Origin of the sequence: Bacillus sp. AM 13(2015) (genome assembly GCF_001518755.1) — a bacterium.
Taxonomy (GTDB): Bacteria; Bacillota; Bacilli; order Bacillales; family Bacillaceae; genus Bacillus; species Bacillus safensis.
Genome location: NZ_LKCP01000083.1, coordinates 40,678 through 62,714, shown reverse-complemented (window position 1 = coordinate 62,714; position 22,037 = coordinate 40,678). Strand labels below are relative to the sequence as shown.

At 42.2% G+C, this 22,037-nt stretch carries 24 protein-coding genes and 1 other annotated feature; of the genes, 15 read left to right on the top strand and 9 right to left on the bottom strand.

Annotated elements, in window-relative coordinates; all coding sequences use genetic code 11:
• Window positions 1-41 precede the first annotated feature (41 nt).
• A complete protein-coding gene (gene namA, locus AOQ70_RS15490; RefSeq protein WP_082700865.1) occupies window positions 42-1,058 on the bottom strand; it encodes an NADPH dehydrogenase NamA in 1,017 nt (338 codons plus the stop codon).
• A 140-nt stretch (window positions 1,059-1,198) separates the two neighbouring features.
• Between namA and AOQ70_RS15485 the strand changes: the two genes are divergently transcribed.
• A complete protein-coding gene (locus AOQ70_RS15485; RefSeq protein WP_059377173.1) occupies window positions 1,199-2,812 on the top strand; it encodes a M20/M25/M40 family metallo-hydrolase in 1,614 nt (537 codons plus the stop codon).
• Between the two features lie 129 nt (window positions 2,813-2,941).
• Window positions 2,942-3,421 carry a DinB family protein gene (locus tag AOQ70_RS15480; RefSeq protein WP_059377170.1) on the top strand — a complete coding sequence of 160 codons (480 nt, stop codon included), beginning with the start codon at window positions 2,942-2,944 and terminating at the stop codon, window positions 3,419-3,421.
• 34 nt (window positions 3,422-3,455) lie between these two features.
• Here the strand turns inward: AOQ70_RS15480 and proC are convergent, their stop codons facing one another.
• Window positions 3,456-4,283 carry a pyrroline-5-carboxylate reductase gene (gene proC / locus AOQ70_RS15475; protein ID WP_059377169.1) on the bottom strand — a complete coding sequence of 276 codons (828 nt, stop codon included), beginning with the start codon at window positions 4,281-4,283 and terminating at the stop codon, window positions 3,456-3,458.
• 41 nt (window positions 4,284-4,324) lie between these two features.
• Window positions 4,325-4,536 (bottom strand) — a binding site (T-box leader).
• 168 nt (window positions 4,537-4,704) lie between these two features.
• Here proC and AOQ70_RS15470 point away from each other — a divergent pair.
• Window positions 4,705-5,655, top strand: a complete 951-nt coding sequence (locus AOQ70_RS15470) for an MBL fold metallo-hydrolase (protein WP_059377167.1) — start codon at window positions 4,705-4,707, stop codon at window positions 5,653-5,655.
• A gap of 12 nt (window positions 5,656-5,667) precedes the next feature.
• Window positions 5,668-6,444, top strand: coding sequence for an SDR family NAD(P)-dependent oxidoreductase (locus AOQ70_RS15465; RefSeq protein ID WP_059377166.1), 777 nt, complete (start codon window positions 5,668-5,670; stop codon window positions 6,442-6,444).
• Between the two features lie 60 nt (window positions 6,445-6,504).
• Here AOQ70_RS15465 and AOQ70_RS15460 read toward each other — a convergent pair whose 3' ends face one another.
• Complete coding sequence (locus AOQ70_RS15460) at window positions 6,505-7,833, bottom strand: CoA-disulfide reductase (protein WP_059377165.1); 1,329 nt, start codon at window positions 7,831-7,833, stop codon at window positions 6,505-6,507.
• Between the two features lie 188 nt (window positions 7,834-8,021).
• Between AOQ70_RS15460 and coaA the strand changes: the two genes are divergently transcribed.
• Window positions 8,022-8,981 carry a type I pantothenate kinase gene (gene coaA, locus AOQ70_RS15455; RefSeq protein ID WP_059377161.1) on the top strand — a complete coding sequence of 320 codons (960 nt, stop codon included), beginning with the start codon at window positions 8,022-8,024 and terminating at the stop codon, window positions 8,979-8,981.
• Window positions 8,982-9,015: 34 nt separating this feature from the next.
• Here the strand turns inward: coaA and AOQ70_RS15450 are convergent, their stop codons facing one another.
• The 4 genes from AOQ70_RS15450 to AOQ70_RS15435 all read right to left on the bottom strand — a co-directional run bounded on the left by AOQ70_RS15450 (window position 9,016) and on the right by AOQ70_RS15435 (window position 12,640).
• A complete protein-coding gene (locus AOQ70_RS15450; RefSeq protein ID WP_059377158.1) occupies window positions 9,016-10,251 on the bottom strand; it encodes an MDR family MFS transporter in 1,236 nt (411 codons plus the stop codon).
• Window positions 10,252-10,445: 194 nt separating this feature from the next.
• Window positions 10,446-10,790 (bottom strand): YolD-like family protein, encoded by a 345-nt coding sequence (locus tag AOQ70_RS15445; RefSeq protein ID WP_047202242.1) that lies wholly within the window; start codon window positions 10,788-10,790, stop codon window positions 10,446-10,448.
• Between the two features lie 15 nt (window positions 10,791-10,805).
• A complete protein-coding gene (locus AOQ70_RS15440; RefSeq protein WP_059377155.1) occupies window positions 10,806-12,038 on the bottom strand; it encodes a DNA polymerase IV in 1,233 nt (410 codons plus the stop codon).
• Between the two features lie 152 nt (window positions 12,039-12,190).
• Window positions 12,191-12,640: a YfmQ family protein gene (locus AOQ70_RS15435; protein ID WP_024422888.1), complete on the bottom strand. Its 450-nt coding sequence runs from the start codon at window positions 12,638-12,640 to the stop codon at window positions 12,191-12,193.
• Between the two features lie 274 nt (window positions 12,641-12,914).
• Between AOQ70_RS15435 and AOQ70_RS15430 the strand changes: the two genes are divergently transcribed.
• The 5 genes from AOQ70_RS15430 to AOQ70_RS15410 all read left to right on the top strand — a co-directional run bounded on the left by AOQ70_RS15430 (window position 12,915) and on the right by AOQ70_RS15410 (window position 16,586).
• Window positions 12,915-13,394 carry a GNAT family N-acetyltransferase gene (locus AOQ70_RS15430; RefSeq protein ID WP_024428048.1) on the top strand — a complete coding sequence of 160 codons (480 nt, stop codon included), beginning with the start codon at window positions 12,915-12,917 and terminating at the stop codon, window positions 13,392-13,394.
• On the top strand, window positions 13,391-14,359 hold the full coding sequence (locus tag AOQ70_RS15425; protein WP_059377151.1) for a GNAT family N-acetyltransferase: 969 nt from the start codon (window positions 13,391-13,393) through the stop codon (window positions 14,357-14,359). The genes AOQ70_RS15430 and AOQ70_RS15425 overlap by 4 nt, the downstream gene beginning before the upstream one ends.
• A gap of 85 nt (window positions 14,360-14,444) precedes the next feature.
• Window positions 14,445-14,771 carry an iron-sulfur cluster biosynthesis family protein gene (locus tag AOQ70_RS15420; RefSeq protein ID WP_047202238.1) on the top strand — a complete coding sequence of 109 codons (327 nt, stop codon included), beginning with the start codon at window positions 14,445-14,447 and terminating at the stop codon, window positions 14,769-14,771.
• A 12-nt stretch (window positions 14,772-14,783) separates the two neighbouring features.
• Entirely contained in the window at window positions 14,784-15,023 is a 240-nt protein-coding gene (locus tag AOQ70_RS15415) for a YqkC family protein (RefSeq protein WP_024422884.1), read from the top strand.
• A gap of 300 nt (window positions 15,024-15,323) precedes the next feature.
• On the top strand, window positions 15,324-16,586 hold the full coding sequence (locus tag AOQ70_RS15410; protein WP_024428051.1) for a response regulator aspartate phosphatase: 1,263 nt from the start codon (window positions 15,324-15,326) through the stop codon (window positions 16,584-16,586).
• 26 nt (window positions 16,587-16,612) lie between these two features.
• Here AOQ70_RS15410 and AOQ70_RS15405 read toward each other — a convergent pair whose 3' ends face one another.
• Window positions 16,613-17,539 (bottom strand): alpha/beta hydrolase, encoded by a 927-nt coding sequence (locus tag AOQ70_RS15405; RefSeq protein WP_059377149.1) that lies wholly within the window; start codon window positions 17,537-17,539, stop codon window positions 16,613-16,615.
• A 123-nt stretch (window positions 17,540-17,662) separates the two neighbouring features.
• Between AOQ70_RS15405 and AOQ70_RS15400 the strand changes: the two genes are divergently transcribed.
• Entirely contained in the window at window positions 17,663-17,887 is a 225-nt protein-coding gene (locus AOQ70_RS15400; RefSeq protein WP_059377147.1) for a YqkE family protein, read from the top strand.
• Window positions 17,888-18,063: 176 nt separating this feature from the next.
• Entirely contained in the window at window positions 18,064-18,468 is a 405-nt protein-coding gene (locus AOQ70_RS15395; protein WP_231730883.1) for an antimicrobial peptide LCI, read from the top strand.
• Between the two features lie 114 nt (window positions 18,469-18,582).
• Here AOQ70_RS15395 and AOQ70_RS15390 read toward each other — a convergent pair whose 3' ends face one another.
• Window positions 18,583-19,503, bottom strand: coding sequence for an aldo/keto reductase (locus tag AOQ70_RS15390; protein ID WP_059377190.1), 921 nt, complete (start codon window positions 19,501-19,503; stop codon window positions 18,583-18,585).
• Window positions 19,504-19,671: 168 nt separating this feature from the next.
• Between AOQ70_RS15390 and AOQ70_RS15385 the strand changes: the two genes are divergently transcribed.
• From AOQ70_RS15385 to AOQ70_RS15375, 3 genes are read left to right on the top strand one after another with little or no spacing between them, the layout of a single operon-like run.
• Window positions 19,672-20,229: an NUDIX hydrolase gene (locus AOQ70_RS15385; protein ID WP_034622377.1), complete on the top strand. Its 558-nt coding sequence runs from the start codon at window positions 19,672-19,674 to the stop codon at window positions 20,227-20,229.
• Window positions 20,226-21,407, top strand: coding sequence for a TIGR00375 family protein (locus AOQ70_RS15380; protein WP_059377145.1), 1,182 nt, complete (start codon window positions 20,226-20,228; stop codon window positions 21,405-21,407). Before AOQ70_RS15385 ends, AOQ70_RS15380 begins: the two co-directional genes overlap by 4 nt.
• On the top strand, window positions 21,394-21,846 hold the full coding sequence (locus AOQ70_RS15375) for a GNAT family N-acetyltransferase (RefSeq protein WP_059377142.1): 453 nt from the start codon (window positions 21,394-21,396) through the stop codon (window positions 21,844-21,846). Before AOQ70_RS15380 ends, AOQ70_RS15375 begins: the two co-directional genes overlap by 14 nt.
• The last annotated feature ends 191 nt before the right edge of the window (window positions 21,847-22,037 follow it).

Here is a 22,037-nt window from a genome sequence, read left to right as displayed (position 1 = left end):
TGCCTATTTCGAAAAATAGACACCTTTTTTCCTAAAAGCTTTTACCAAGCACGATCATATTGACGCGGGCTTTCAATGGATGTACGGAGCTCTTGAGCAGCTGTTTTTGGAAAGTATGGATCGCGTAAAAATTCTCTGCCAATAAAGATCAAATCCGCACGCTGATTTTGTAAAATCTCCTCTGCCTGTACACCAGATGTGATCAGACCGACAGCAGCTGTTTGAATGCCGGCCCCTTCTTTTATTTTCTCTGCGAATGTTACTTGGTAGCCGGGGAATGTGTTGATTTTCGCCTGTACGACAGCACCTGAGCTGACATCAATTAAGTCGACACCTTGCTCTTTGAGCCAAGTGGCAATCCCAATATAATCTGCAATATCAAGTCCTTTTGTTGTGTAATCAGAAGCCGACACACGGACAAATAAAGGTCCGTCCCATACGGCGTTGACTGCGTCTACGACTTCTCTTAAGAAACGATAGCGGTTTTCTGGTGAACCGCCATAGTCGTCTGATCGGTGGTTCGCAAGCGGTGAAAGAAATTCATTGATTAAATAGCCATGTGCACCATGAATTTCAATGATGTCAAAGCCCGCTTTTTTTGCCCGTACAGCTGCATCCTGAAACGCCTGAACGGTATCTTTGATTTGATCACCAGACATCTCGACAGGGGTTTTAGATGTTTCATCAAATGGAATGCTTGATGGTGCAAGGATGTCCCCATCAAGTTCCGCTTTACGGCCTGCATGGGCTAGCTGGATGGCTGTCTTCGTTCCGTATGATTTGATTTGTTCGTTTAATGAAGCGAAACCTTCAATGTGCTCATCGCTCCAAATACCGAGGTCGTGATCACTAATTCTTCCCTCAGGAGATACAGCACTTGCTTCCACCATAATGAGGCCAGCCTGACCTTGTGCACGGGAAATATAATGTGTGAAGTGGAAAGGCTGTAATTTCCCATCACGGTCATAAGATGAATACATACACATCGGGGACATCACGATGCGGTTTTTCAGTGTAACACCTTTTAATGTCCAAGGTGAAAAGAGTTTTGTTTCCAAATACCTTCGCCTCCTCATGGAATTGTATAGCCGATTATAACAGCCATTCAAACTTTCGTCATAAAAGGTGCTCAAAGAATATAGCTTTTATACACGTTTTTGTATAATGGAGAGATAGAGACATCAAAGGGGGAGAACGGATGAAATGGCAAACAGAGAGTGAACTAAAGGAGCTCCTGACAGCTCTTATGCAATATGAAAGCATATCAGGTACAACAGGAGAAGTCGCGTTAGCGGAATACTTATATTATTTGCTAAGGGAACGGCCTTATTTTGAGCAGAACCCTGATCATTTGGCTTTGCATCCGATGAAAGATGGCCGGTATTATTTAACGGCACTTGTGAAGCGCAGTACGCTGCGGCGTACCGTGCTGCTTCTTAGTCACTTTGATGTAGTTGATACAGAAGATTACGGCGAATTTCAAAACATGGCATGCAAGCCTGAAGAGTTAATGGCATCCTTTTCGCAAAAAATTGCGCTTCTTCCAAAGAGGGCAAGAGAGGACCTTGCTTCAGGCGACTGGCTGTTTGGGAGAGGGGCCATGGATATGAAAGCAGGGCTCACCGTGCAGCTTTCTATGCTGGAAAGAGCGATGACAGAAACATTTGATGGAAATGTCCTGCTTGTCACAGTTCCTGATGAAGAAGTGAATTCACAAGGAATGCTTGAGGCTGTCCCGAAACTAAAGGAGCTTAAAGAAAAGCATGACCTTGACTATACCGTGTGTTTAAACAGTGAGCCCATGTTTGAAAAGTATCCAGGGGATGAACATCATTATATGTATACAGGCAGTATAGGAAAGGTATTAGCCGGATTTTTCTGTAAAGGGATTGAAACGCATGTAGGAGAGCCATTCTCAGGTTTAAATGCGAATTTTATGGTATCTGAACTAAACCGGCTGTTAGAGCTCAATAGTGATTATTGTGAGGAAGTAGATGGTGAAGTAACTCCGCCCCCAACGAACTTAATGCAAAAGGACTTGAAAGAAGCCTATTCCGTTCAAACACCTCACACAGCCGTATCTTTATTTAATGTGCTCATGATGAAACGTTCAAGTGAAGAACTGCACGGCCTTCTCTATGATACTGCGAAGCAAGCAGCAGGCCAAATCGAGGCCAATCTTCAGCAAAAAACAGCTGACTTTCAGCGATTCAAACACTTTACACCAATTGACACCCGGGTTACGGTACTCACGTATCACGAGCTGTATCAAAAGGCCGCAGAACGCTCTGGTGAACAGGAGGTTGAGCGCATTGTCAACTATGCCTTTGCCAACCGGGGTGAGCTTGGAGATCGTGATTTTTCAACGAAAATTGTCTCGGAGCTGACGACGCTTTGTAAGGAAGAAGGACCGCTGATTGTTCTATTTTATAGTCCGCCATTTTACCCTTCTGTGTCCTCAACAGAAGATCCGCATATTCAGAAGACATTCAAGAAGATTCAAGAAGAGGCAAAAGAGGTGTACGGACTTGAAGTAGAGGAAGTGAAATATTTCCCGGGATTGTCTGATTTAAGTTACTTACAGCTCGAAAAGCAGGAGGTAGGTCATTACACGACCAATATGCCGCTTTACCAAAAAGGCTATTCTTTACCGCAAGGAGAAAAGGAAGCCCTTTACGTTCCAGTCATCAACGTGGGTCCATTAGGAAAGGACCCGCACAAATGGACAGAACGGCTGCACGTCCCGTTCTCTTTTGGCATTTTGCCAGAATTACTAGAATCAACGATTCATGCTTTATTAGAGAAAAAGTAAGTAGATGTGTGAAGAGCTCTATCTTGATGATAGGGCTTCTATTTTTAAATAAACGATCTTTCCACTTAGATAAATAGAGTATGATATTGATGAAGACTTACATTTATTTGAAGGGGGTAAGAACATTAAATGGAAACTGGGATATTAACAAAAACAGACATCATCACATCGCTTCAGGAAAGTATGCGTGAACTTGAGAAGCTAGTGGAGGCTTGTGATGATAACACACTGGATCAATCTTTAGGGGAGGGGAAATGGTCAATCAAGCAGCTCGCCGGTCATTTGTATGACACAGAAGAAGTCTGGTCAGAGCGGATAGAGCAGACAATATCAGATGATCAAACGCCCTTTCAATCGTATGATCCTGAAATGTATGTGAAAGAAAGAGCGTATGAATGGTATAACGCAGAGGAGATCAAAGCATTGATCAAACGGATGAAAGAGAGAAGATACAACACACTTAGGCTATTAGAAAAAGATATATGGGAACAATCAGGCCTGCATCCGGAAGAAGGACTGATGAACGTTCAAATATTAGCAGAAACCATCGCCTTACATGAACAACATCATCTGGATCAAATCAAAGCCATCATGTCAATGAGGCAGTGAAAAAGCACCCGCATCAAAACAGGTGCTTTCAAATTCATTTATACGTGCTTGCTGAAAACATTTCGTTTAATTCTGCTGCGCGTTTAGTGGCTGTTTTGACACAATCGACAACAGCTTCTTCAAATTGATAGGCAGCCAGTGTGTTCAGGCCGGCTTCTGTTGTTCCGCCTTCACTTGTGATTTCTTTGCGCAGTTCGGCAGGTTCTTTTCCGCTGTCTTGAAGCATATTGGCGGCACCTGCAATCATTTGGCAAATGAGTAATTTCGCAGTTGCTTGGTCCATTCCAAGTTCCGAAGCACCTCGCTCCATTCCTTCAATCAAATGATAAATGAAGGCAGGGCCGCTGCCTGCGATGGCTGTCACCGCATTTAGCTGCGATTCATCTAATACGTTGACATGCCCGATTGTTTCAAACAGCTCGACAGCCTTTTTCTTTTGCTCCTCAGTCACTTCTTGACTTACGGCAATACCTGTTGCTGACTGCTGAATCGCCGCTGATGTATTTGGCATCGCACGAACGACTGCACTCTTTCCGCCAGCATAGTGTTGAATCGTTTCAATGGAAATACCCGCTAAAATCGAAATGATCAGCTGGCCATGTAAATGAGGCTGGACTTCAGAAATTCCGCTTTCTGCATCCTTCGGTTTTAAGGCAAAAACGAGAATATCCGCTTCTTCATAAATAAAGGAGCGAGCGAAATCCGTTTTGACCCCATATCGCGCCTGTAATTCCTCTAATCGTTTTTCATTCGTTTTGTTTGTGACAATGATATCTTCATTCGACATCATGCCGCTTTTTAATAAACCTTTGATCATAGACTCTGCCATCGAGCCTGCACCGATAAATCCAATTTTACTCATAAGCTGCTCCTCCTTGTAGAAAATAAAAAAACCTCTCGCCTGAAAAGGACGAAAGGTTTTTCGCGGTACCACCCTCAATTAGCATGCAAACATGCATACTCAGCTCTAGTCCCTTAACGCGGGAAACGTTTAGGTTTGCCTAACAGCTCAAAGGGCAGGTTCAGCAAATAAGAGGATGGTGAAGTCTTACAGCCGGCGAACCTCACTCTCTTGCATCATTATTTTGCTTACTAATCCTTGTCATCGCGCATCATATATTTGTTGTTCATTATGCAACGATGGACAAGTTTATGTCAATAGGGGCAGTTAAAAAAAATTGCCCATCTAAACCGCATGACAGTCTGCCTTTTGCAAGATACAATGAAGTAAGAAGACTGAGTCCCACAATCATGAGTCAAAAAGCAGGAGATGACATATAAAAGTGAAAGAAGACATCATTCAATTATCCATCCCGACGCCGTTTGCCGTTGGGGATGTGCATGCATATGTATTAAAAGGAGAGGCCGTAACCTTAGTAGATTGCGGGCCGATGACAGAAGAGGCAGAGCATGCCTTTGTCACGCAACTAAAGGAACATCGTTTATCGATAGACGATATTGATCAAGTGGTGCTGACCCATCATCATGCAGATCATGTCGGTCTATTGAATTTGATGAAACCTCATGTCCGTGTGATCGGGCATCAGCTAAATGAGCCGTATATTAGTCAGGATCCGGTGTTTAAGCAGCGCCAAGTGGACTTTATGACTCTTTTTTTTCAGCAGTTAGGTGTGCCGCTTCGACAAAATGAGTGTGAAAAAATGGTGAAGCAATCTTATACATATTCTTGTACTTCACATGTAGATGAGGTCATAAAAGAAGGTGATCGTTTAAGCGGGCATGAACACTTCTTTGTGATGGAAACACCCGGACACGCACAGTCTCACCTTTCCTTTCTAGACGAAAGAACGGGGAATTTTATTGGCGGCGACCTGCTTTTGACGACCATTTCCTCAAATCCGTTAATGGAAGCACCGTATGAAGGTGAGGAACGTCAAAAATCACTGCTTCAATATAAAGCATCACTTAATCGGTTATTGCGTCTGCCAATCAAGACGATTTATCCGGGACACGGTCAGCTCATCACGGCTCACCATGAATTGATCGAAGAAAGATTTAAGAAACAAGAAAAACGGGCAAACACAATGTATCAGCTGCTCAAACAAAAAGAAATGACAGCCTTTCATCTTTGCCGTAAGCTATTTCCAGTGCTATATGAAGAGGCCTTATTTTTAACGATGTCAGAGACAGTCGGTCAGCTTGATGTGCTCTTAGCGGCTAGTCAAATTGAAGAATTAGAAAAAGACGGAATCGTCTATTATAGGGCAAACTAAGGAGTGAAACGCATGGGGCGATTGACAGGAAAAAGAATTTGGATTACAGGCGCATCTGGGGGCATTGGTGAAAAAATGGCGTACTTGGCAGCAGAAGAAGGCGCAGAAATCATTATTTCAGCAAGACGAACAGAAAAGCTTACAGATGTGAAAGAAAAAATTATGAGCGCTGGCGGGGTGTGTCACATCGCCCAGCTTGATGTCAGCCAGCTTGAGGATATTGATCGCGCGTATGAAGAAGTGGGGCCGGTCGATATTTTGGTCAACAATGCCGGTTTTGGTGTATTCGATCTCGTCGAAGATGCGTCCATCGAAGAAATGGTGTCGATGTTTGAGGTGAATGTGTTTGGCTTAATCGCCTGTACGAAAAAGGTTATCCCTGAGATGAAGCAAAGAGGGCAGGGACATATTATCAATATCGCATCCCAGGCAGGAAAGGTTGCGACGCCCAAATCAGCCATTTATTCCGCATCAAAGCATGCCGTTCTTGGATTTTCAAACAGCCTTAGAATGGAGCTGGCAGACTCAGGCATTCACGTGACAACAGTCAATCCAGGACCGATTGCAACAGATTTCTTTACCATCGCTGACCGCAGCGGTGAATATGTGAAGAACGTTGACTTTATGATGCTGAGTGCGGACAAGGTGGCAGGCAAAGTCGTATCTGCCATGATGACGAAAAAGAGAGAGATTAATCTGCCCGGGTGGATGAACGCTGGCAGCAAATTGTATCAGTTATTCCCATTTTTATTTGAAAAAGCAGCACGCAAAGCGTTGATGAAAAAGTAACAAAAAAGAAACCGGTTTTGAACTGGTTTCTTTTTTGATCAGGCTTCATTGCGCCACTTTCTATATCCGTCTTGCCGCTTGCTGAAGCGGGTCCCATACACTGTTAAAGGGCGGTGCATAGCTAATATCTAAATCTTCAAGATCTGTTATGGTCAGCTCTTGGTAAAGGGCAGCCGCCACGATATCGATCCGTTTATCTACACCGTTTCTGCCGATGATTTGGGCACCAAGCAAGGTATGGTCATCGCTTCTGTAGATTAGTTTCACTTTCATTTTCTGCGCTTCTGGGTAATACCCTGCGTGATCCGTACTATCAATGGTGATCACGGAGAAAGGAATGTCCGCTTCTTTTGCTTCTTTTTCTGATAAGCCTGTTCTTCCCGCTGTCAAGTCCATAAATTTCATGATGGCTGTTCCAGTCACGCCTTGAAACGCCCGGTTTGTTCCTGTCATATGAAAGCCTGCGATTCTCCCTTGTTTATTCGCAGTTGTGCCAAGCGGAATATAATCCAATGATTTTTTGATGCGGTGATAGGTCGCCGCGCAATCACCAGCAGCATAAATGTCTTTTATATTGGTTTGCATGTATTGATTTACTGCAATAGCGCCATTTTGAAGACGCTTGATTCCGGTATGATGTAAAAAGGAGGTTTGCGGAGTGACACCGATGGCCATGATGACCATATCTGTTTGAATGGTTTGTTTGTCTGTGATAACAGCTGTAACATGTGACTTGCCTTCTAATTGCTGCACTGTTTCTCCAAGTGATACGTGAATACCCTTGGCGTCAGCCTCTTCTTTAAGATATTTTGCCATATCGGAGTCAAAGCCCGGGCCGAGTGCTGCTCCCCGCTGAATGATATGTACGTTTTTTCCGAGCGCTTTTAAATTTTCAGCCATTTCAAGGCCGATATATCCACCGCCAATGATCGTGATATGTGTGATGTCCTTTTCTAAATGTTCTAAAATGGACAGCGCATGCGGGATGGTTTTTAATACGTGTACGCCTTCTAATGGCTGGCTGTCTAAATCCAGTGTGACAGGGCTTGCTCCTGTCGCAATTAAAAGACGGTCATAGTTTTCTGTAAAAGGTTCTTTTGTTTTTGTATGATGACCCGACACTGTTTTTTGCTCTGGGTCAATGGAGGTCACTTCGTGTAAGCATCTGGCGTCAATTCCATATTTCTCACGAAAAGTTTCAGCACTGCGTGCGATCAGCTTTCTGTGATGATCAATGAGACCGCCGATCAAGTAGGGGAGTCCACACTGTCCATATGAGAAAATCTCTCCTTTCTCAAAAGCGACAATGTGTGCATTTGGATCCTCTCTATATATTTGCATAGCGCAGCTCATTCCTGCTGCATCTCCGCCAATCATCACATATTTCATTTGGTGTGCTCCCTTCTATCTATCGTACTGAATACTCTTATTTACCCTCATATCCCTTTTTTTAATGCTTTTTTTTGCAAAAGAAGCAAACTTTAGTTGAAAAATAAAGACAGCGCCTTCATTTTAAGCTACAATCGGATTATCGTCTTTTTGGGTTACGAGTTTAGTGAAGATTGGTGGGAAAGACTTTGAGTGACACGCGACTAGATTTTAATACGTTATACACGCGCCATACGAGAGAGGCCTGGGCCGCTCTTGGAGAATATATGCCGGTATCTGTTTCAGAAGAGGAAGCGAGAGCGCTGCAAGGGCTAAATGACTATTTATCGCTCGAAGAAGTTCGAGATATTTACATACCGCTTATTCGTTTTCTGACATTACATGTCTTTGCAGAAAAACAAAAAAACCAGCATGTGAATGCCTTTTTAAACTACCCGCATCATGCCAAAATTCCCTTTTTAATTGGGATTGCTGGAAGTGTAGCTGTCGGGAAAAGCACAACGGCTCGTATCATTGAAACGCTTTTATCGAGGCTTGGAGATGGGCTGAAGGTAAGTCTTGTGACAACAGATGGCTTTTTATATCCTCAAAAAGAATTAAAGGATCGAGGGCTGATGGAAAAGAAGGGATTTCCAGAAAGCTACGATGTCAAAGCCCTGCTGTCTTTTTTAAATGAATTAAAATCAGGTAAACAAACTGTGCATGCCCCGGTATATTCGCATCTGACCTATGATCGGCTTGAAGGGGTGTATGAAACAGTAGAGGATGCAGATATTGTCATTATTGAAGGAATCAATGTGCTCCAATCACCAGAGCTGGATGATCTGAAGGATGAACCGCGTGTGTTTGTATCAGATTTCTTTGATTTTTCGATTTATGTAGACGCCGCTGAAACGCAAATTCAATTATGGTATAAAGAACGGTTTCGTTTGCTAAGAGAAACAGCCTTCCAAGACCCTGAATCCTTCTTTCATCAATATAAAGATTTGACGGATGAAGAGGCAGATCAGATGGCAAGCACGATTTGGAATACCGTGAATCGGCCTAATTTATATCAAAATATTTTGCCGACAAAATATCGAGCTGATCTCATTTTGAAAAAAGGTGATCAGCACAAGGTGGAAGAGATCGCCATCCGCCGGGTATAAAGAAAAAACCGCTCAAACGAGAGAGCGGTTTTTTTTAATGATCTCCACTTACTTTAACAGCTACGGCCGCTGCCGATCGCTTTTTTAAACGGTAATATCCTATGAGTAAGAATGGAACGCCTGCAACGGTGATCATCGACAAGACCGTAAAAATGGAGAGGGGATGGGCTGCGCCAAAATAGTCAATGCACAGTCCGCCGACAAATGGTCCGATGACGCTGCCGAGCTGAGAAAATCCCATCGCACCAAAGTAAGATCCCTTCACTTCAGGCTTTGCAATATTGTCTACAAAAAGATCCATCATCGCAAACAGCAGAACCTCGCCAATCGTAAACACGACAATGATGAAAGCAAGCATGCCGAGACTTTGTGAAAAAGCAATGGCAAACAAACTGCCGGCAAGGAGAATATTCCCGGTGGTCAGCGACAAAATGGTGGAGTAGCGCTTCGCAATCATGATGAGCGGGTATTGTACGACAATGACAACCACTGCATTTAAAGACAAAAGATATCCAAACAGTTTAGGACCATCCTCAATCATAGGTGACGCTGATAAGTATTGAGGCAGTGTTGAGCTTAAATGCGAATACCCGAACGAACATAAGGTAACGCCGATGAGGATGATGCTAAAGACCGTATCTTTTTGAATAATGGAAAGGGCTTTTTTGACGCTGATTTGTTTTGTGCTTTCTGGAGCAGCAACTGGATGTTTTTGAAATTGCCAGGCCAGTGTTAATCCGTATAACAAATAAATGAAGGCAGCGACAAGAAATGGAAACGTTGTTTTCGATGACCCGAGATATAAGCCAAGCAGCGGGCCGAAGATTACACCAATATTAATGGCCGTATACCGTAAATTAAAAACAAACAACCGAATACTTGATGGGGTGACATCAGATAAGAGTGCTTTAGACGTCGGTTCAAACAGTGCCCGGCACAGTCCATTTAAAGCGTTCATGAGGAAGAAGACCCAAATGGCATCTGCAAACGCAAAGCCAACAAAGACAAATGACCAGCCAAAGATGGATAGAAGCATGACTTTTTTTCTGCCGATTCGGTCAGAAACATAGCCGCCGTAAAAACTCGCAAGGATCCCAATAAGGGAGCTGACGGCAATGATTAACCCAGCTGAAGAAGCTGAAGCCCCTTTGACTTGTGTCAAATAAACGGCCAAAAAAGGAATGCTCATGGACGTCGCCATTCGGCCGAATATGGTGCCGATGATGATCGTCCAACTAAGTGGATGTAAAGTACGTAAATTATTTTTCATGCTGTTTCTCCCCTGAGTGTTAAGATGTTCCAATCATACATGAAAAATTGTGCAAATTAAATACACAATTTGATGGAGGAGACATCCACCATATGACAGAGGAGCTCCGAATAGCCCGCAAATTTGGAGAGCATGTTTTTTCTGCCGATGCTTCTATGTTTTTTTGCTGATTCGTACGATCACTTAAAGACCATTTAATCCAGATCAATCGCGGCAATTTGCTGCAAGGACAGGTGGAGAACATCTTCATCATTGACGATTTTTATGCGCTGCGTTTCATAATGAATGGCTTTCACCCAGCCCCAAAACTGCTGTTTCATACCTGCTGCAGCATATGTCACGCAAATCGCTTGATCCTCTGTAATCGACTGTGTGATCAAAAAATTCATTTCCTCTAGCTGATCAGTGCTCAGCGGAGGAGGCGTGTATTCTTTTTTCTTCCGTTTTTGAGCAAGCAGCTGTTCACGGTGCTCTGGGAGCATCATTCGGCTTGATTCCCACATGATGTTGTATCCAGGTGTTAATTTATTGGGATTCATGGCTGTTCGCCTCCGTTATTTGTAATGTCCACCAATTTTTTCGGCGCGGTGATACGCCTGCCCTGCGCTTGTTAGTGACGAAGCGTGCAAGAGCGCAGCAGGTCCATACTTCATATGGATGGCATCAAATACTTTGCTGAGTCTGTCTTTTTTTAAATGGTGATCAAATAAACTCAGCTGATATTGGCTGTCAGGCTGCAGCTGCGAAAGAGTAATGCCTACACTGCGAATGGGCTGGCCGTCCCAGTGCTGCTGACATAGCCGAATGGCTGCATCTGCAATATCTGTCCCGTACTGTGTGGGTGAATGGAGCTTGATTTGTCTATGAAATCCAGTCGGATGAGAAAAATCAGCGCCTCTTACGCCAACAGACACCGTTTGCCCAACATAATGCTTAAAGCGCGCACGTCTTGCCACTTCTTCACTCAATTCAAGAAGGGCGACTTTGATGTCCTCAAAGGACGCATAATCATGGGGAAGGGTCATATGATGCCCAACCGCTTTTTGCTGATCATGTGTGTGAAGAGTGACCGGGGAAGGGTCGTGTCCTAAAGCAGTTCGCTGCAGAAGCTCCCCGTTGATTCCCCAGCGCTTTTTTAGCCGGTCTAACGGATAAGTAGCAAGTGTCCCAATGGTACTGATGCCCATTCGTTTTAAATGGTGCTCCATTCGTTTACCGACGCCAAATAGTTTTCCAACCGGAAGCGGCCATAAATCAGCCGCCACCCGGTCTGCACGAAGCTCATAGATGCCAGATGTGTTTTTTTTAGCAAAATGGTCACAGGCCATTTTAGCGAGCACTTTATTAGGACCAATGCCAACGCGTGCGTAAATGCCCGTCTGGTTCATAATAGTCGTTTGTATATTTTGGGCGATCTCGCGGGGTGAACCGAGTAGTGTCACACTCCCCGTAATATCGAGAAACTGTTCATCAATTGAATAGGGTTCGACAAGATCTGTGTATTGTTCAAGCAGTTCTGTCATCATGACAGAAACATCAAGGTAGCGCTGCATACGTGGACGTACGACGACGGCTTCAGGGCATTTCTCCTGTGCTTCCCATAATCTTGATGCATTTTGTACGCCCCGTTTTTTAGCGAGCGGGCAGGCGGCAAGTACGACCCCGCTCCGCCGCTCAGGATCTCCTGAGACGATGAGCGGCACATCCTTCAAATGAGGAGCCTCCACTTTTTCGACCGACGCATAAAATGACTGCATATCCACAAGCAGAATGGCTCGTTCATTCATCATTTTCACCTCTTAGAACGTATGTTCTGTATATATTTTAACCGCCAGAAGGTGAAATTGATACTGGTAAATCATTCAAAGAGAAGAGTGTAAATCCATACAAAAAAGACGAAGTGTCTCCACTTCGTCTCATCTGTGTAAAATGAGTCATTTTAAGCATGTGCCAAGTTATTGGATGTTTGGAGCGGCTCAGAACGCAAACGATAGGCCGTTAGTTTTTTCTTAGGCTTATGGGTAAACTGCCGCACCACATCCACGTGGTCATCGTAATGATACAGATAAAGGGTCACATCATGCTTGCCAAGCTTTGTTTGCATGGTAAGCGGCGCTGGTCCTTCCTGCGGATGAAGAAAACGCTCTTCGTCACCAGGATAAATATAATAACGTTCAATAAAGATCGCATCATTAAAATGTTGAATAATTTCAGATGTTTGCTGATCATCAAGTGGACGTCCTTGAAACGTCATCGTTGTTTGATCACTTGTTACTTTTGCATGCACCGCATAACGACTAAAAAGGCGTTCAACAACACCAGAAGGCAGCGAAGTGACAAGCAACTTTAAAAGACTAAACACAACAAGTGAAGTAACAATCCAAACCAATATCATCATCTCCAATAAACTTTTGTTCCATTTCTTATATGAACAATTTTAACATAACAAAAGAATGGATCTTTCGCACAAAAAGTGAACTTTTTGAAATAAGTGTGAAGATTTAAAAGGAGATGACGGCGAAAAGACGAAGAACCAACAAAGCTGAAGGAAAAAAGGCTGATACATCACCTTTACAAACAATTGATCAGACAGGTAGACTATTGAAACAGTTGATTTTTTGTGAAACGGTACAGCTAAAAATGAAAAGGGGCGAGAGGCCATCATGATACGTCAAGTGAAGCCGTCAGATTTTTATGCGGTCACATCCGTCATTCAAAGCTGGTGGGGAGGCAGAGATTTGCGCGCAAAATTGCCAAAGCTATTTTTCGAACATTTTCAGCAAACAAGTTTTGTCGTTGTTGAAAAAGGTGAACTGATCGGCTTTTTAGTCGGTTTTTTATCGCAATCGCATTCAGATGAAGCGTATATTCACTTTGTGGGGGTACATCCAGACCACCGAAAATTAAAGATTGGCAAAATTCTCTATCAAGCGTTTTATGAAGCGGCTGAAAAGGAAGGAAGAACAACGATTAAGGCCATCACAGCTCCTGTCAATAAAGTCTCGATTGCTTACCATACAAAGCTCGGTTTTCAGATAGAAAAGGGAGATAAGACGGTCGATGGCATTTCAGTTTTTTCAGATTACGACGGCATTCATGAAGACAGGGTGCTGTTTGTGAAAAAGCTGGAGGCGAAAGCATGATCATTAGACTGGATCAAAAAAATAAAGAACAAGCAAAAGAGCTGTTACATATCCAATTGGCTGCATATCAGCGGGAGGCAGAGCAAATTGGCTATCAAGATTTACCGCCCTTAAAAGAAACGGTGAAAGACATAATAGAAACAAATGAGATTTTCATAGGATTTGAAAAAGAGGGGCATTTGTTAGGGATCGCTTCATATGAACTGCATGACGACCGAATCATCCTCAGCCGGTTAGCTGTGCACCCTCATCATGTCAATCAAGGAATCGGGACAGCGCTCCTGCAATCCATCATCCAGCATCAAAAAACAATTGAGCTCACAACAGCGGAAGCAAATATACCAGCAATCAAGCTTTATGAAAAACTAGGGTTTAAACAGAAGGATCGTTTGCAGGTGGAAAACAATCTGATGTTAACAAAGATGGAACGTTTGATGCTTCGAAAAGTGGAAGTGATTGAATACCAAGCGAGCTGGCCAAAACAATTTCAAGATGAGCATGACAAGCTGAAAAAGATAGTTGGCGACAACTGGGTATATGGTCACCATATTGGCAGTACGTCAGTCATAGGAATGGCGGCTAAGCCAATTATTGATATATTGCTAGAGGTGAAGCATATCAGTCGCTTAGATGAATGTAACCACCTGTTTCGTCAGCTTGGATATGAACCGCTCGGAGAAAATGGACTCAAGGAAAGACGTTTTTTTAGAAAAGGCGGCTTGAATCGAACACATCACGTTCACGCCTATGAAGCTGGACATGATGATGTAAAAAGGCATTTGGTGTTCCGAGATTATTTAAAAGCTGCACCTGATCGTGCCAAAGCCTATGCCGATAAAAAGCGTCAATTGGCAAAAGCATATCCTGAAGATATGGCAAGTTATATGAAAGGAAAAGATGGGCTCATTAAAGAAATTGAACAAGAAGCGTACAATTGGTCAGAGCAGTTAAAGAAAAACGATTAGACATAAGAGCTGGCAGGACGTGAACATGTTTAATTGATGACTAATATGTTACAATGTAACAATCAACGAAAAAAGGATGTTCGGCATGTATATTCATATAACAGAACCAGCAGCAGCGTTCCTAACAAAACAACAAGCAGCGCATGAAACAAAAGAACTGCTCCTTCGATATGATTCAGATGGGTGCGGCTGTGCGGTAAGCGGTGTCCCAATGATTTGGCTCACAGGTGAAAGAACAGGCGAATGGGAAGAGCTCAAGCATAATCAGCTCTTTAAGCTGTACATACACACAGCACAAAAGGTCTTTTTTGACGAGGAAATGACGATTGATTTTAATGAAAAAGCCAACACACTTATGTTGAAAAGTCCTCAACAAATACTCAGCCCGAGAATGGGTATACTTGTAAAGTAAGGTGGAAATGTAGTGGATCAAAAGCTAAAAGTGATACAAAATACGGCACAAAATAAAACATGGGTGTCGTTTTTAAATAACAATCATCCCTATAGCCTTTTGCACTGGTCAATAGGTGGAATGGATTCGGTGAAAAAGGACGTTTGGCTTCTTCAAGATGAAGTCACATTTGAAACGGAAGAATTTCCAACGCTCGAATTAGCTGTCAATTGGATCAAAGAGAATATGGACCAAGTAACAGATGTATTATAAAAGCCCTTTTTCGAAAGGGTTTTTTCGTGCGTTTATCATCTCATCAAACGGCACGGTTGTCTAATCTGAAAAATGATCTTTTGAAGCGAAAAAAGCAGTTTTTCAACAAACAATTCGACAAAATGAGCAAGCTGGAAATAAAAAAATAATGGCTGTAAATGCCGAAAAATAGGCATTCGCAGCGTTTATTGCGGGATACCGAAAACTTTGCGAAAAATGACATTTCATATTTCTTCCATTCGAGGAAATGTGATAGAATACAACATGTATCGTATATGAGAAGGGAGGTGCTAAAGTGAATTGAAGCTCAAGCTGTCATCGCCTCAGGTTGGAATCAAAATAAACGAATGGTATAGGCAGATTTGCGGATTTCATGTAATGAAAGCAGAGAAGCTGAAGGCGGAGATCGAGCAGGAAATCCTGGAGATGGAGCAGGATCAAAACTTGTTATTGTTTTACCAGCTGATGGATTTTCGCCACAAGGTAATGCTTGAATATTTTGAACCGGCAAAGAAAGCCTCGAATGATGAAGAGATTAAGAATTTGCTAGAAACGATCGAACATTCACAAACGAAATTAACGGATATGCTTGAATACTATGTTCATTTTTTCACAGGAATGTTTGAATTTGAACAGAGAAACTACTTAAGTGCCATTGCTTATTACCGCTCAGCAGAAAAAAAGCTCAATCTCATATCAGATGATATAGAAAGAGCAGAATTTTACTTTAAATTAGCAGAAATTTACTACCACATGAAACAAACCCACTTTTCGATGCACTATGCCTTGCAAGCGTTAGATACGTATTCTGCCTACAGAACGTACACGCTGAGAATCATCCACTGTGAATTTGTCATTGGTGCAAACTATGATGATTTGAAATGCTATGAACATGCATTGCCCTACTTTAAAAATGCTCTAAAGCGAGCACGCTCAATTGGAAACCCTCGAGTCATAGGTTCGGCCCTTTTCAACTTAGGTAACTGTTATTATCAAATGAACGATCTTGCGGAAGCAAGCCGTTATCTGAAAGACTCTATTGAAGTGTTTGAAAAGGAGAATTTAACCCATCTTAATCGCTCTCTAGACCCACTATTTATGCTGACACAAATCCTGTTTAAACAAAAACAAATAGAAGAGTCGTTAACCCTCTATCAACAAGGTATTATGAAGGCCTGTGAATTAGAAGATGAAATTTACATCTGCAAATTTCAGTTCTTAAAAGCATTGTACGTTGATGCAGACATAACAATCATAGACGATACATTAGACCTGCTCGAGGACAAGCGCTTATACCCAGATATTGAGGAATTGGCACTTGATGCGGCTCATTATTACAATGAGCTTGGACTGTTTGAAGTATCTACCCGGTTTTACGAAAGGAAAATTCAAGCCATATCAAAAATTCAAAATGGGGGTCATTTATATGAAAACGAGTTTGATAGTTCTTTTATTGGCAGCAACTGCAGGATTATCGGTCATGAGTCAGCAGCAATCGGAAGAGAGCCATATGGAGCTTGCGGGCAGACACCATACAACAGTGGTGACTATCGCATAAGTTAGCTCAAAAAGAGGGGACGAACTGCTGTTCATTCTCCTCTTTTATTTTCATTCAATTCAAATCTTTGAAGAAATGCTTGAATTTCTTGCTCATAAGCTTCCTTATTTTCGCTAAAAGACATTGCATGCGCACCATGTGGCGCAATAAACAACTGTTTGTCACCCTTTTTTCGTGCATATAACTGCTGACTTTGCTCACAGGGGATATAGTCGTCATGGCGGCTATGAATAAAAAGTACAGGTTCTTTCACATGATCGATCACATCAAGAGGGGAAACTTGCCGGATGCGGTATCCGTCCCGCCATTTTAACACTTGATCACTTAGTGGAAGAATCCATTGCCCTGAAAGGCGAAAATCTGTTTTTAATCGATACAGAAGCTGGTCCTCAAAAGAAGCAAAAGGGCAGTCTGCTATGTAAAAATTGGCGGTTGCTTCCGGCTTCGCAGCATATAACAAGGTCGTGACTGCACCCATTGATTCTCCGTGTATCCCAATGATGGCACTTTCTCCGAGTTTTTGTCTGAGCCACTTTACGATCTTTGCTAGATCTTCTTTTTCATAATATCCATAACTCGTGGTTTTCCCGCCGCTCATCCCGTGTCTTCTATGATCATAAAGCAGCACATTCCATCCGAGCTTTTGGAATAATTTCATATACTTAACGGAATTAATCAAACTGACTGTCACACCGTGGCAAAGTACGATTGTGCGTGTTGTATGAGGATGCGGCACAAAATAGCCATGTAGATTATAACCAAATGCTGAAGGAATACACACTTTCTCTTTCTTAAGCTCCTGAAATTCCTCGTGATGATAATGGCCTCCATCTGATTCTCGTTTGATGAGCTCTTCATCCGTTAATTTTCGAATATACATCATTTTATTGGTGAAAAAAATGCCGATGACAGCGAGTGGACATAATATGAAGGCAAATATAGCGAACCATTTCTTCATCTAGCCGATTCTTCCTTTCCGAAGTTTTTTCTATGACGATCATACCACATCTTGGTAGATTGGCGTGCCTCTTGCTCAGAAAATAAAACGGATGATACACTAAGTCAAAAGGAGAGAGGCACAATGAAAAAGATCAAGCAGGATCAAGCGAAATTAAAGGACGGCATAAAGGACGATGTCAAACAGCAGCTTCTTCAAATGAAACAGAACCTCGCCGTTGAAACAGAAAAAAGAGAAGAACAAAAACGACAAGACCTCCTTCGGCAGCAGAAAGAAAAAGAAAAAAACAAAAGCTTTTCAGAGCTGCTAGATGAAAGCCATTTAGACTGGAGAAAGTATAAAAGCTAAAAAAGGGAGCAATGATGCTTCCTTTTTTTCATGTCATCATCCTTGAGATAGATCCACAGAGAATAAACATAGGTCCATAAAGAGAAAAGCATTTCATATCACTTCATTTCAGAATCGCGACAGTATGATTTTTTAAACGAAATCCCATAGCTTATGTTTGAAACAGAAATAAAAAGGTGAGTATTGATTTATTTAAATTCCTTTTTATTGAAAATATGGTTATTAAGACCCTTTTGGTAGAAGGTCGTTCTTCTTATAATGAAGGTGTGTTACAAAATTTGGGAATGGGGATGATTCACATGAAATTGAGAAAAACAATGGCTGGAGTCGCTTTATCTTTAGGATTGCTTTTACCTGTTTCTGGACAAGCTCTTGCAACAAATGAGTTAACGAATGCAGATGTGAGTACAAAGGCTACTTCAATTGTAGATTGTTCTGTAACTCCTTTTAAAGGTGCAAGTAATCGATTATGTATGCATTCAGATAATGGTTCTTTTGCAAATAGTTTCAGTCGTTTTGGTACCACATTTTATCTTAAAGGCAAATCTGGAAATTATGCATATTACGAAAGTGCAAGATAAGACAACGGGGCTTTTAGCCCCTCCTTATTTTATATAGAGAAAAACATAAAAAAATGTAGAAAAACATGAGTTTTTCTACATTCTGACGAGATCAAATGATGTGATTTTTTCTTATTAGGATCGGTGCGCTTCATACATAAACGGTTTTGTATAGTAAGTTACTGCTTTGACTTCTTGGTCACTTAAAGAACGTGCATTTGCTGCTGCTATGTTTTCTTTTAACTGATCCACCGAGCTCGCGCCAAATACAACGGAACTGACCGCAGAATGTTTCAGTACATATTGAATGGACAGTTCGGTGAGGGACAGGTCATAAGCGACTTTCTTTAAAGAAGGAATGATCTGCTGGAGCTCTTCAAATGAATATTGAAGATAGCCGTTTTTTTGAATCGCTGCACTTGCTTGAGAAAGTGGTTTTTCAGTTAATAATCCTTTCGCTAAAGGACCTCTTGCGACGACGCTAATGCTTTGTTCTTCAAGAAGAGAGAACCATTCTTCCGGGCGGCGGTCGAGTAAGCTATATTGCATCATCACGCTTACGATATTGGACTTTTTGGCATATTCTTTAATGACATTTGGGCGGATAGATGAAATGCCATAATAGCGAATAACGCCTTCCTCTACTAATTCTTCAAAAGCCTCAATCGTTTCATCAATGGGGTCATCAATCGTGCCTCCATGCAATTGATATAAATCAATATAATCTGTTTGAAGCCGCTTGAGGCTTTGTTTTACTGCTTCCTTTATGTACGCCTTTGAAGGGTCCCAGTCCCAGCCTGGTTTGCCTTTTTCAAAGCGGTTGCCGCCTTTTGTCGCCAAAATCAAATCTTGCCGTCTATTTTTGATGGCTTCCCCAACAATTTCCTCATTTGTCCCAAAATCATATAAATCGGCTGTATCCAAATAGTTAATTCCGAGATCAATGGCCTCATCTAATAAAGAGAGCGCTTTTTCTTTATCAGTCCCAAGAGACATGCATCCTAGTGCCGCCTCGCTCACTAAAAGATCTGAGGTGCCAATACGTCTTTTTTTCAATTCCATCACACTCCTATCCTTTCACATTAAGTGAAAAAAATCAGGAATTCAAGCTAGGTGATTTCAAATGGCGCATTGAAGCAAGCGTTTCGCTTTTCGCTTCTCTTAAATCATCTATGTTAAAATAAATGAAGTAAAAAGTGAAAGTAGAACGAGGAGCTGACAAAATTGAAGGACTTTGAAGAAAAAACATTATCGTCGAAAGAATTATACAACGGAAAAATCATTGATTTGGTACTTGAAGATGTAGAATTGCCTAACGGAAAACAAGGCAAACGCGAAATCATTAAACATCCTGGTGCAGTAGCTGTCATTGCACGTACAGACGAAAATAAAATCATCTTGGTCAAACAATACCGTAAAGCACTAGAGAGAGCCATCGTTGAAATTCCGGCTGGAAAACTAGAAAAAGGGGAAGAGCCGGCACATACAGCATTAAGAGAATTAGAAGAAGAAACAGGATATACAACTCAGCAGCTTCAAAAGCTGACGGCCTTTTATACATCACCTGGTTTTGCAGATGAAATTGTTCACATTTATCTAGCAGATCAGCTAGTTCCGCTTGAAGAAAAAAGAGAGCTGGATGAAGATGAATTTGTCGAAGTAATGGAAGTTTCATTAGAAGAAGCCTTGCACCTCATTGAACAGCAGCATATTTACGATGCAAAAACAGCCTATGCCATTCAATACTTACAACTGCAAGAGGTACTTGAGTCAACAAAATGAAGGAATTTTTTGCAGACATCCATATTCATATTGGCAGAACAAGAACAGGCAGAGCTGTCAAAATTACAGGTGCAAGGTCATTGACAATTGACCAAATTCTCATTGAAGCAGCGGAAAGTAAAGGGATGGGGATGATTGGTGTGATTGATGCACAATCTCCAGAAGTCTTAGAAGAGTTAATAGAGGGTGTAGAGGAAGGCCGGTACACGGAACTAAATGACGGCGGTCTATCATTTGGACCGACAGTGCTGCTTTTAGGCAGTGAATTAGAGATCAATGATGACCATTCAAAGGGTCCAATTCATGTGCTGGCATTTATGCCCACACTACACAAAATGTCTGAGTTCTCCGCATGGCTTTCGCTTCATATGAAAAATGTGCATTTGAGTTCACAACGCCTCTATGTTGATGGGAAAACACTTCAGCGCAAAGTAAAAGAGCTAGGAGGATTGTTTATTCCTGCTCATATTTTTACGCCGCATAAAAGTCTATATGGCAAAGGGGTCAGCACTTCTTTAACGGAAGTATTTGATCCTGACCTTATTGATGCTGTTGAGCTTGGTCTTAGCTGTGATACGTCAATGGCGTCCCAGCTGAGTGAGCTGAACCGGTATCCCTTTTTAACGAATTCAGATGCTCATTCTTTAGGGAAAATCGCGCGAGAATATACCAAAATCAAAATGGATCATGCCTCTTTTGCCGAATTCAAGCTAGCCCTTGAAGAAAAAGATGGTAGAGCTGTCACAGGAAATTATGGACTTGCTCCACGGCTTGGGAAGTACTATCATACGACCTGCGAGAAATGCGGGGTAAGACCTCACGCATCAGATCAGGAAGAGTGCCACGAATGCGGACATACCCGGATGACAAAAGGAGTAAGTGAGCGTTTAAAAGAGCTTGCTGACCAAGAAAGTGAAAAAAGAATGAGACCTCCTTATGTTCATCAGCTCCCGCTTCAGTTTATTCCGGGTGTTGGACCTAAAACGCTGGAGAAGCTAAAAGCCGTGTTTCACACAGAGATGAATATTCTGCATCAAGCAACAGAACAAGAACTAAAAGCCGTTTTGCCAGAAAAGATAGCGGGCTACATCATCAAAGCAAGAAAGGGCGAAGTCGGACTAATCGCTGGTGGAGGCGGAGTGTACGGTAAGGTGGATATCAATCATGAGTCACATTAAATGGACATGTCAAACGTTTGAACAATTGTCAAAAGAGGATCTTTACTTGATTCTTATGGAAAGAGTCAACGTGTTTGTTGTAGAACAAACATGCCTTTACCCTGAAATTGATCACAGGGACCAAGAAGCAATTCATCTCATCGCAAAAGAGAATGGCACCATTGTGGCTTATTGCCGAATTTTTCAAAACGGGATCGTGTACAAAGAGGCGTCCATCGGCCGCGTTCTTGTGACGCAGGCCGGCCGGAAAAAAGGGTATGGAAAGATGCTGCTCATCAAGGCTTTGGAAAAGCTTAGTGAACTAGGTGAAACAAGTGTCAAAATACAGGCGCAGGCCTACCTGAAGTCATTTTACGAATCATTTGGTTTCAAGGCCGTCTCAGATGTTTATGATGAAGATGGGATTCCGCATCTTGATATGGTAAAAACAGAAAGATAGACGTATTTACGTCTATCTCAGCGTGTAGACAAACCCTTGCATTCGTTGTCAGGTCTGCGCTCCGGTGCTCACGAATGTCAAATTCGCTCCGCTCCAGTGCTCGTCCTTCCTAGACTTCAAAGGTTTTCTATCACGCTGAAGATGAAAGAAGACAAAGGGCTAAAATAAAGATCATTTTAGCCCTTTGTCAA

Coding starts and splice junctions, on each gene's coding strand:
- AOQ70_RS15485 (WP_059377173.1), top strand. CDS start 1,199: ATGAAATGGCAAACAGAGAGTGAACTAAAGGAGCTCCTGACAGCTCTT.
- AOQ70_RS15480 (WP_059377170.1), top strand. CDS start 2,942: ATGGAAACTGGGATATTAACAAAAACAGACATCATCACATCGCTTCAG.
- proC (WP_059377169.1), bottom strand. CDS start 4,283: ATGAGTAAAATTGGATTTATCGGTGCAGGCTCGATGGCAGAGTCTATG.
- AOQ70_RS15465 (WP_059377166.1), top strand. CDS start 5,668: ATGGGGCGATTGACAGGAAAAAGAATTTGGATTACAGGCGCATCTGGG.
- AOQ70_RS15460 (WP_059377165.1), bottom strand. CDS start 7,833: ATGAAATATGTGATGATTGGCGGAGATGCAGCAGGAATGAGCTGCGCT.
- AOQ70_RS15450 (WP_059377158.1), bottom strand. CDS start 10,251: ATGAAAAATAATTTACGTACTTTACATCCACTTAGTTGGACGATCATC.
- AOQ70_RS15445 (WP_047202242.1), bottom strand. CDS start 10,790: ATGAATCCCAATAAATTAACACCTGGATACAACATCATGTGGGAATCA.
- AOQ70_RS15440 (WP_059377155.1), bottom strand. CDS start 12,038: ATGAATGAACGAGCCATTCTGCTTGTGGATATGCAGTCATTTTATGCG.
- AOQ70_RS15430 (WP_024428048.1), top strand. CDS start 12,915: ATGATACGTCAAGTGAAGCCGTCAGATTTTTATGCGGTCACATCCGTC.
- AOQ70_RS15425 (WP_059377151.1), top strand. CDS start 13,391: ATGATCATTAGACTGGATCAAAAAAATAAAGAACAAGCAAAAGAGCTG.
- AOQ70_RS15420 (WP_047202238.1), top strand. CDS start 14,445: ATGTATATTCATATAACAGAACCAGCAGCAGCGTTCCTAACAAAACAA.
- AOQ70_RS15405 (WP_059377149.1), bottom strand. CDS start 17,539: ATGAAGAAATGGTTCGCTATATTTGCCTTCATATTATGTCCACTCGCT.
- AOQ70_RS15400 (WP_059377147.1), top strand. CDS start 17,663: ATGAAAAAGATCAAGCAGGATCAAGCGAAATTAAAGGACGGCATAAAG.
- AOQ70_RS15380 (WP_059377145.1), top strand. CDS start 20,226: ATGAAGGAATTTTTTGCAGACATCCATATTCATATTGGCAGAACAAGA.
- AOQ70_RS15375 (WP_059377142.1), top strand. CDS start 21,394: ATGAGTCACATTAAATGGACATGTCAAACGTTTGAACAATTGTCAAAA.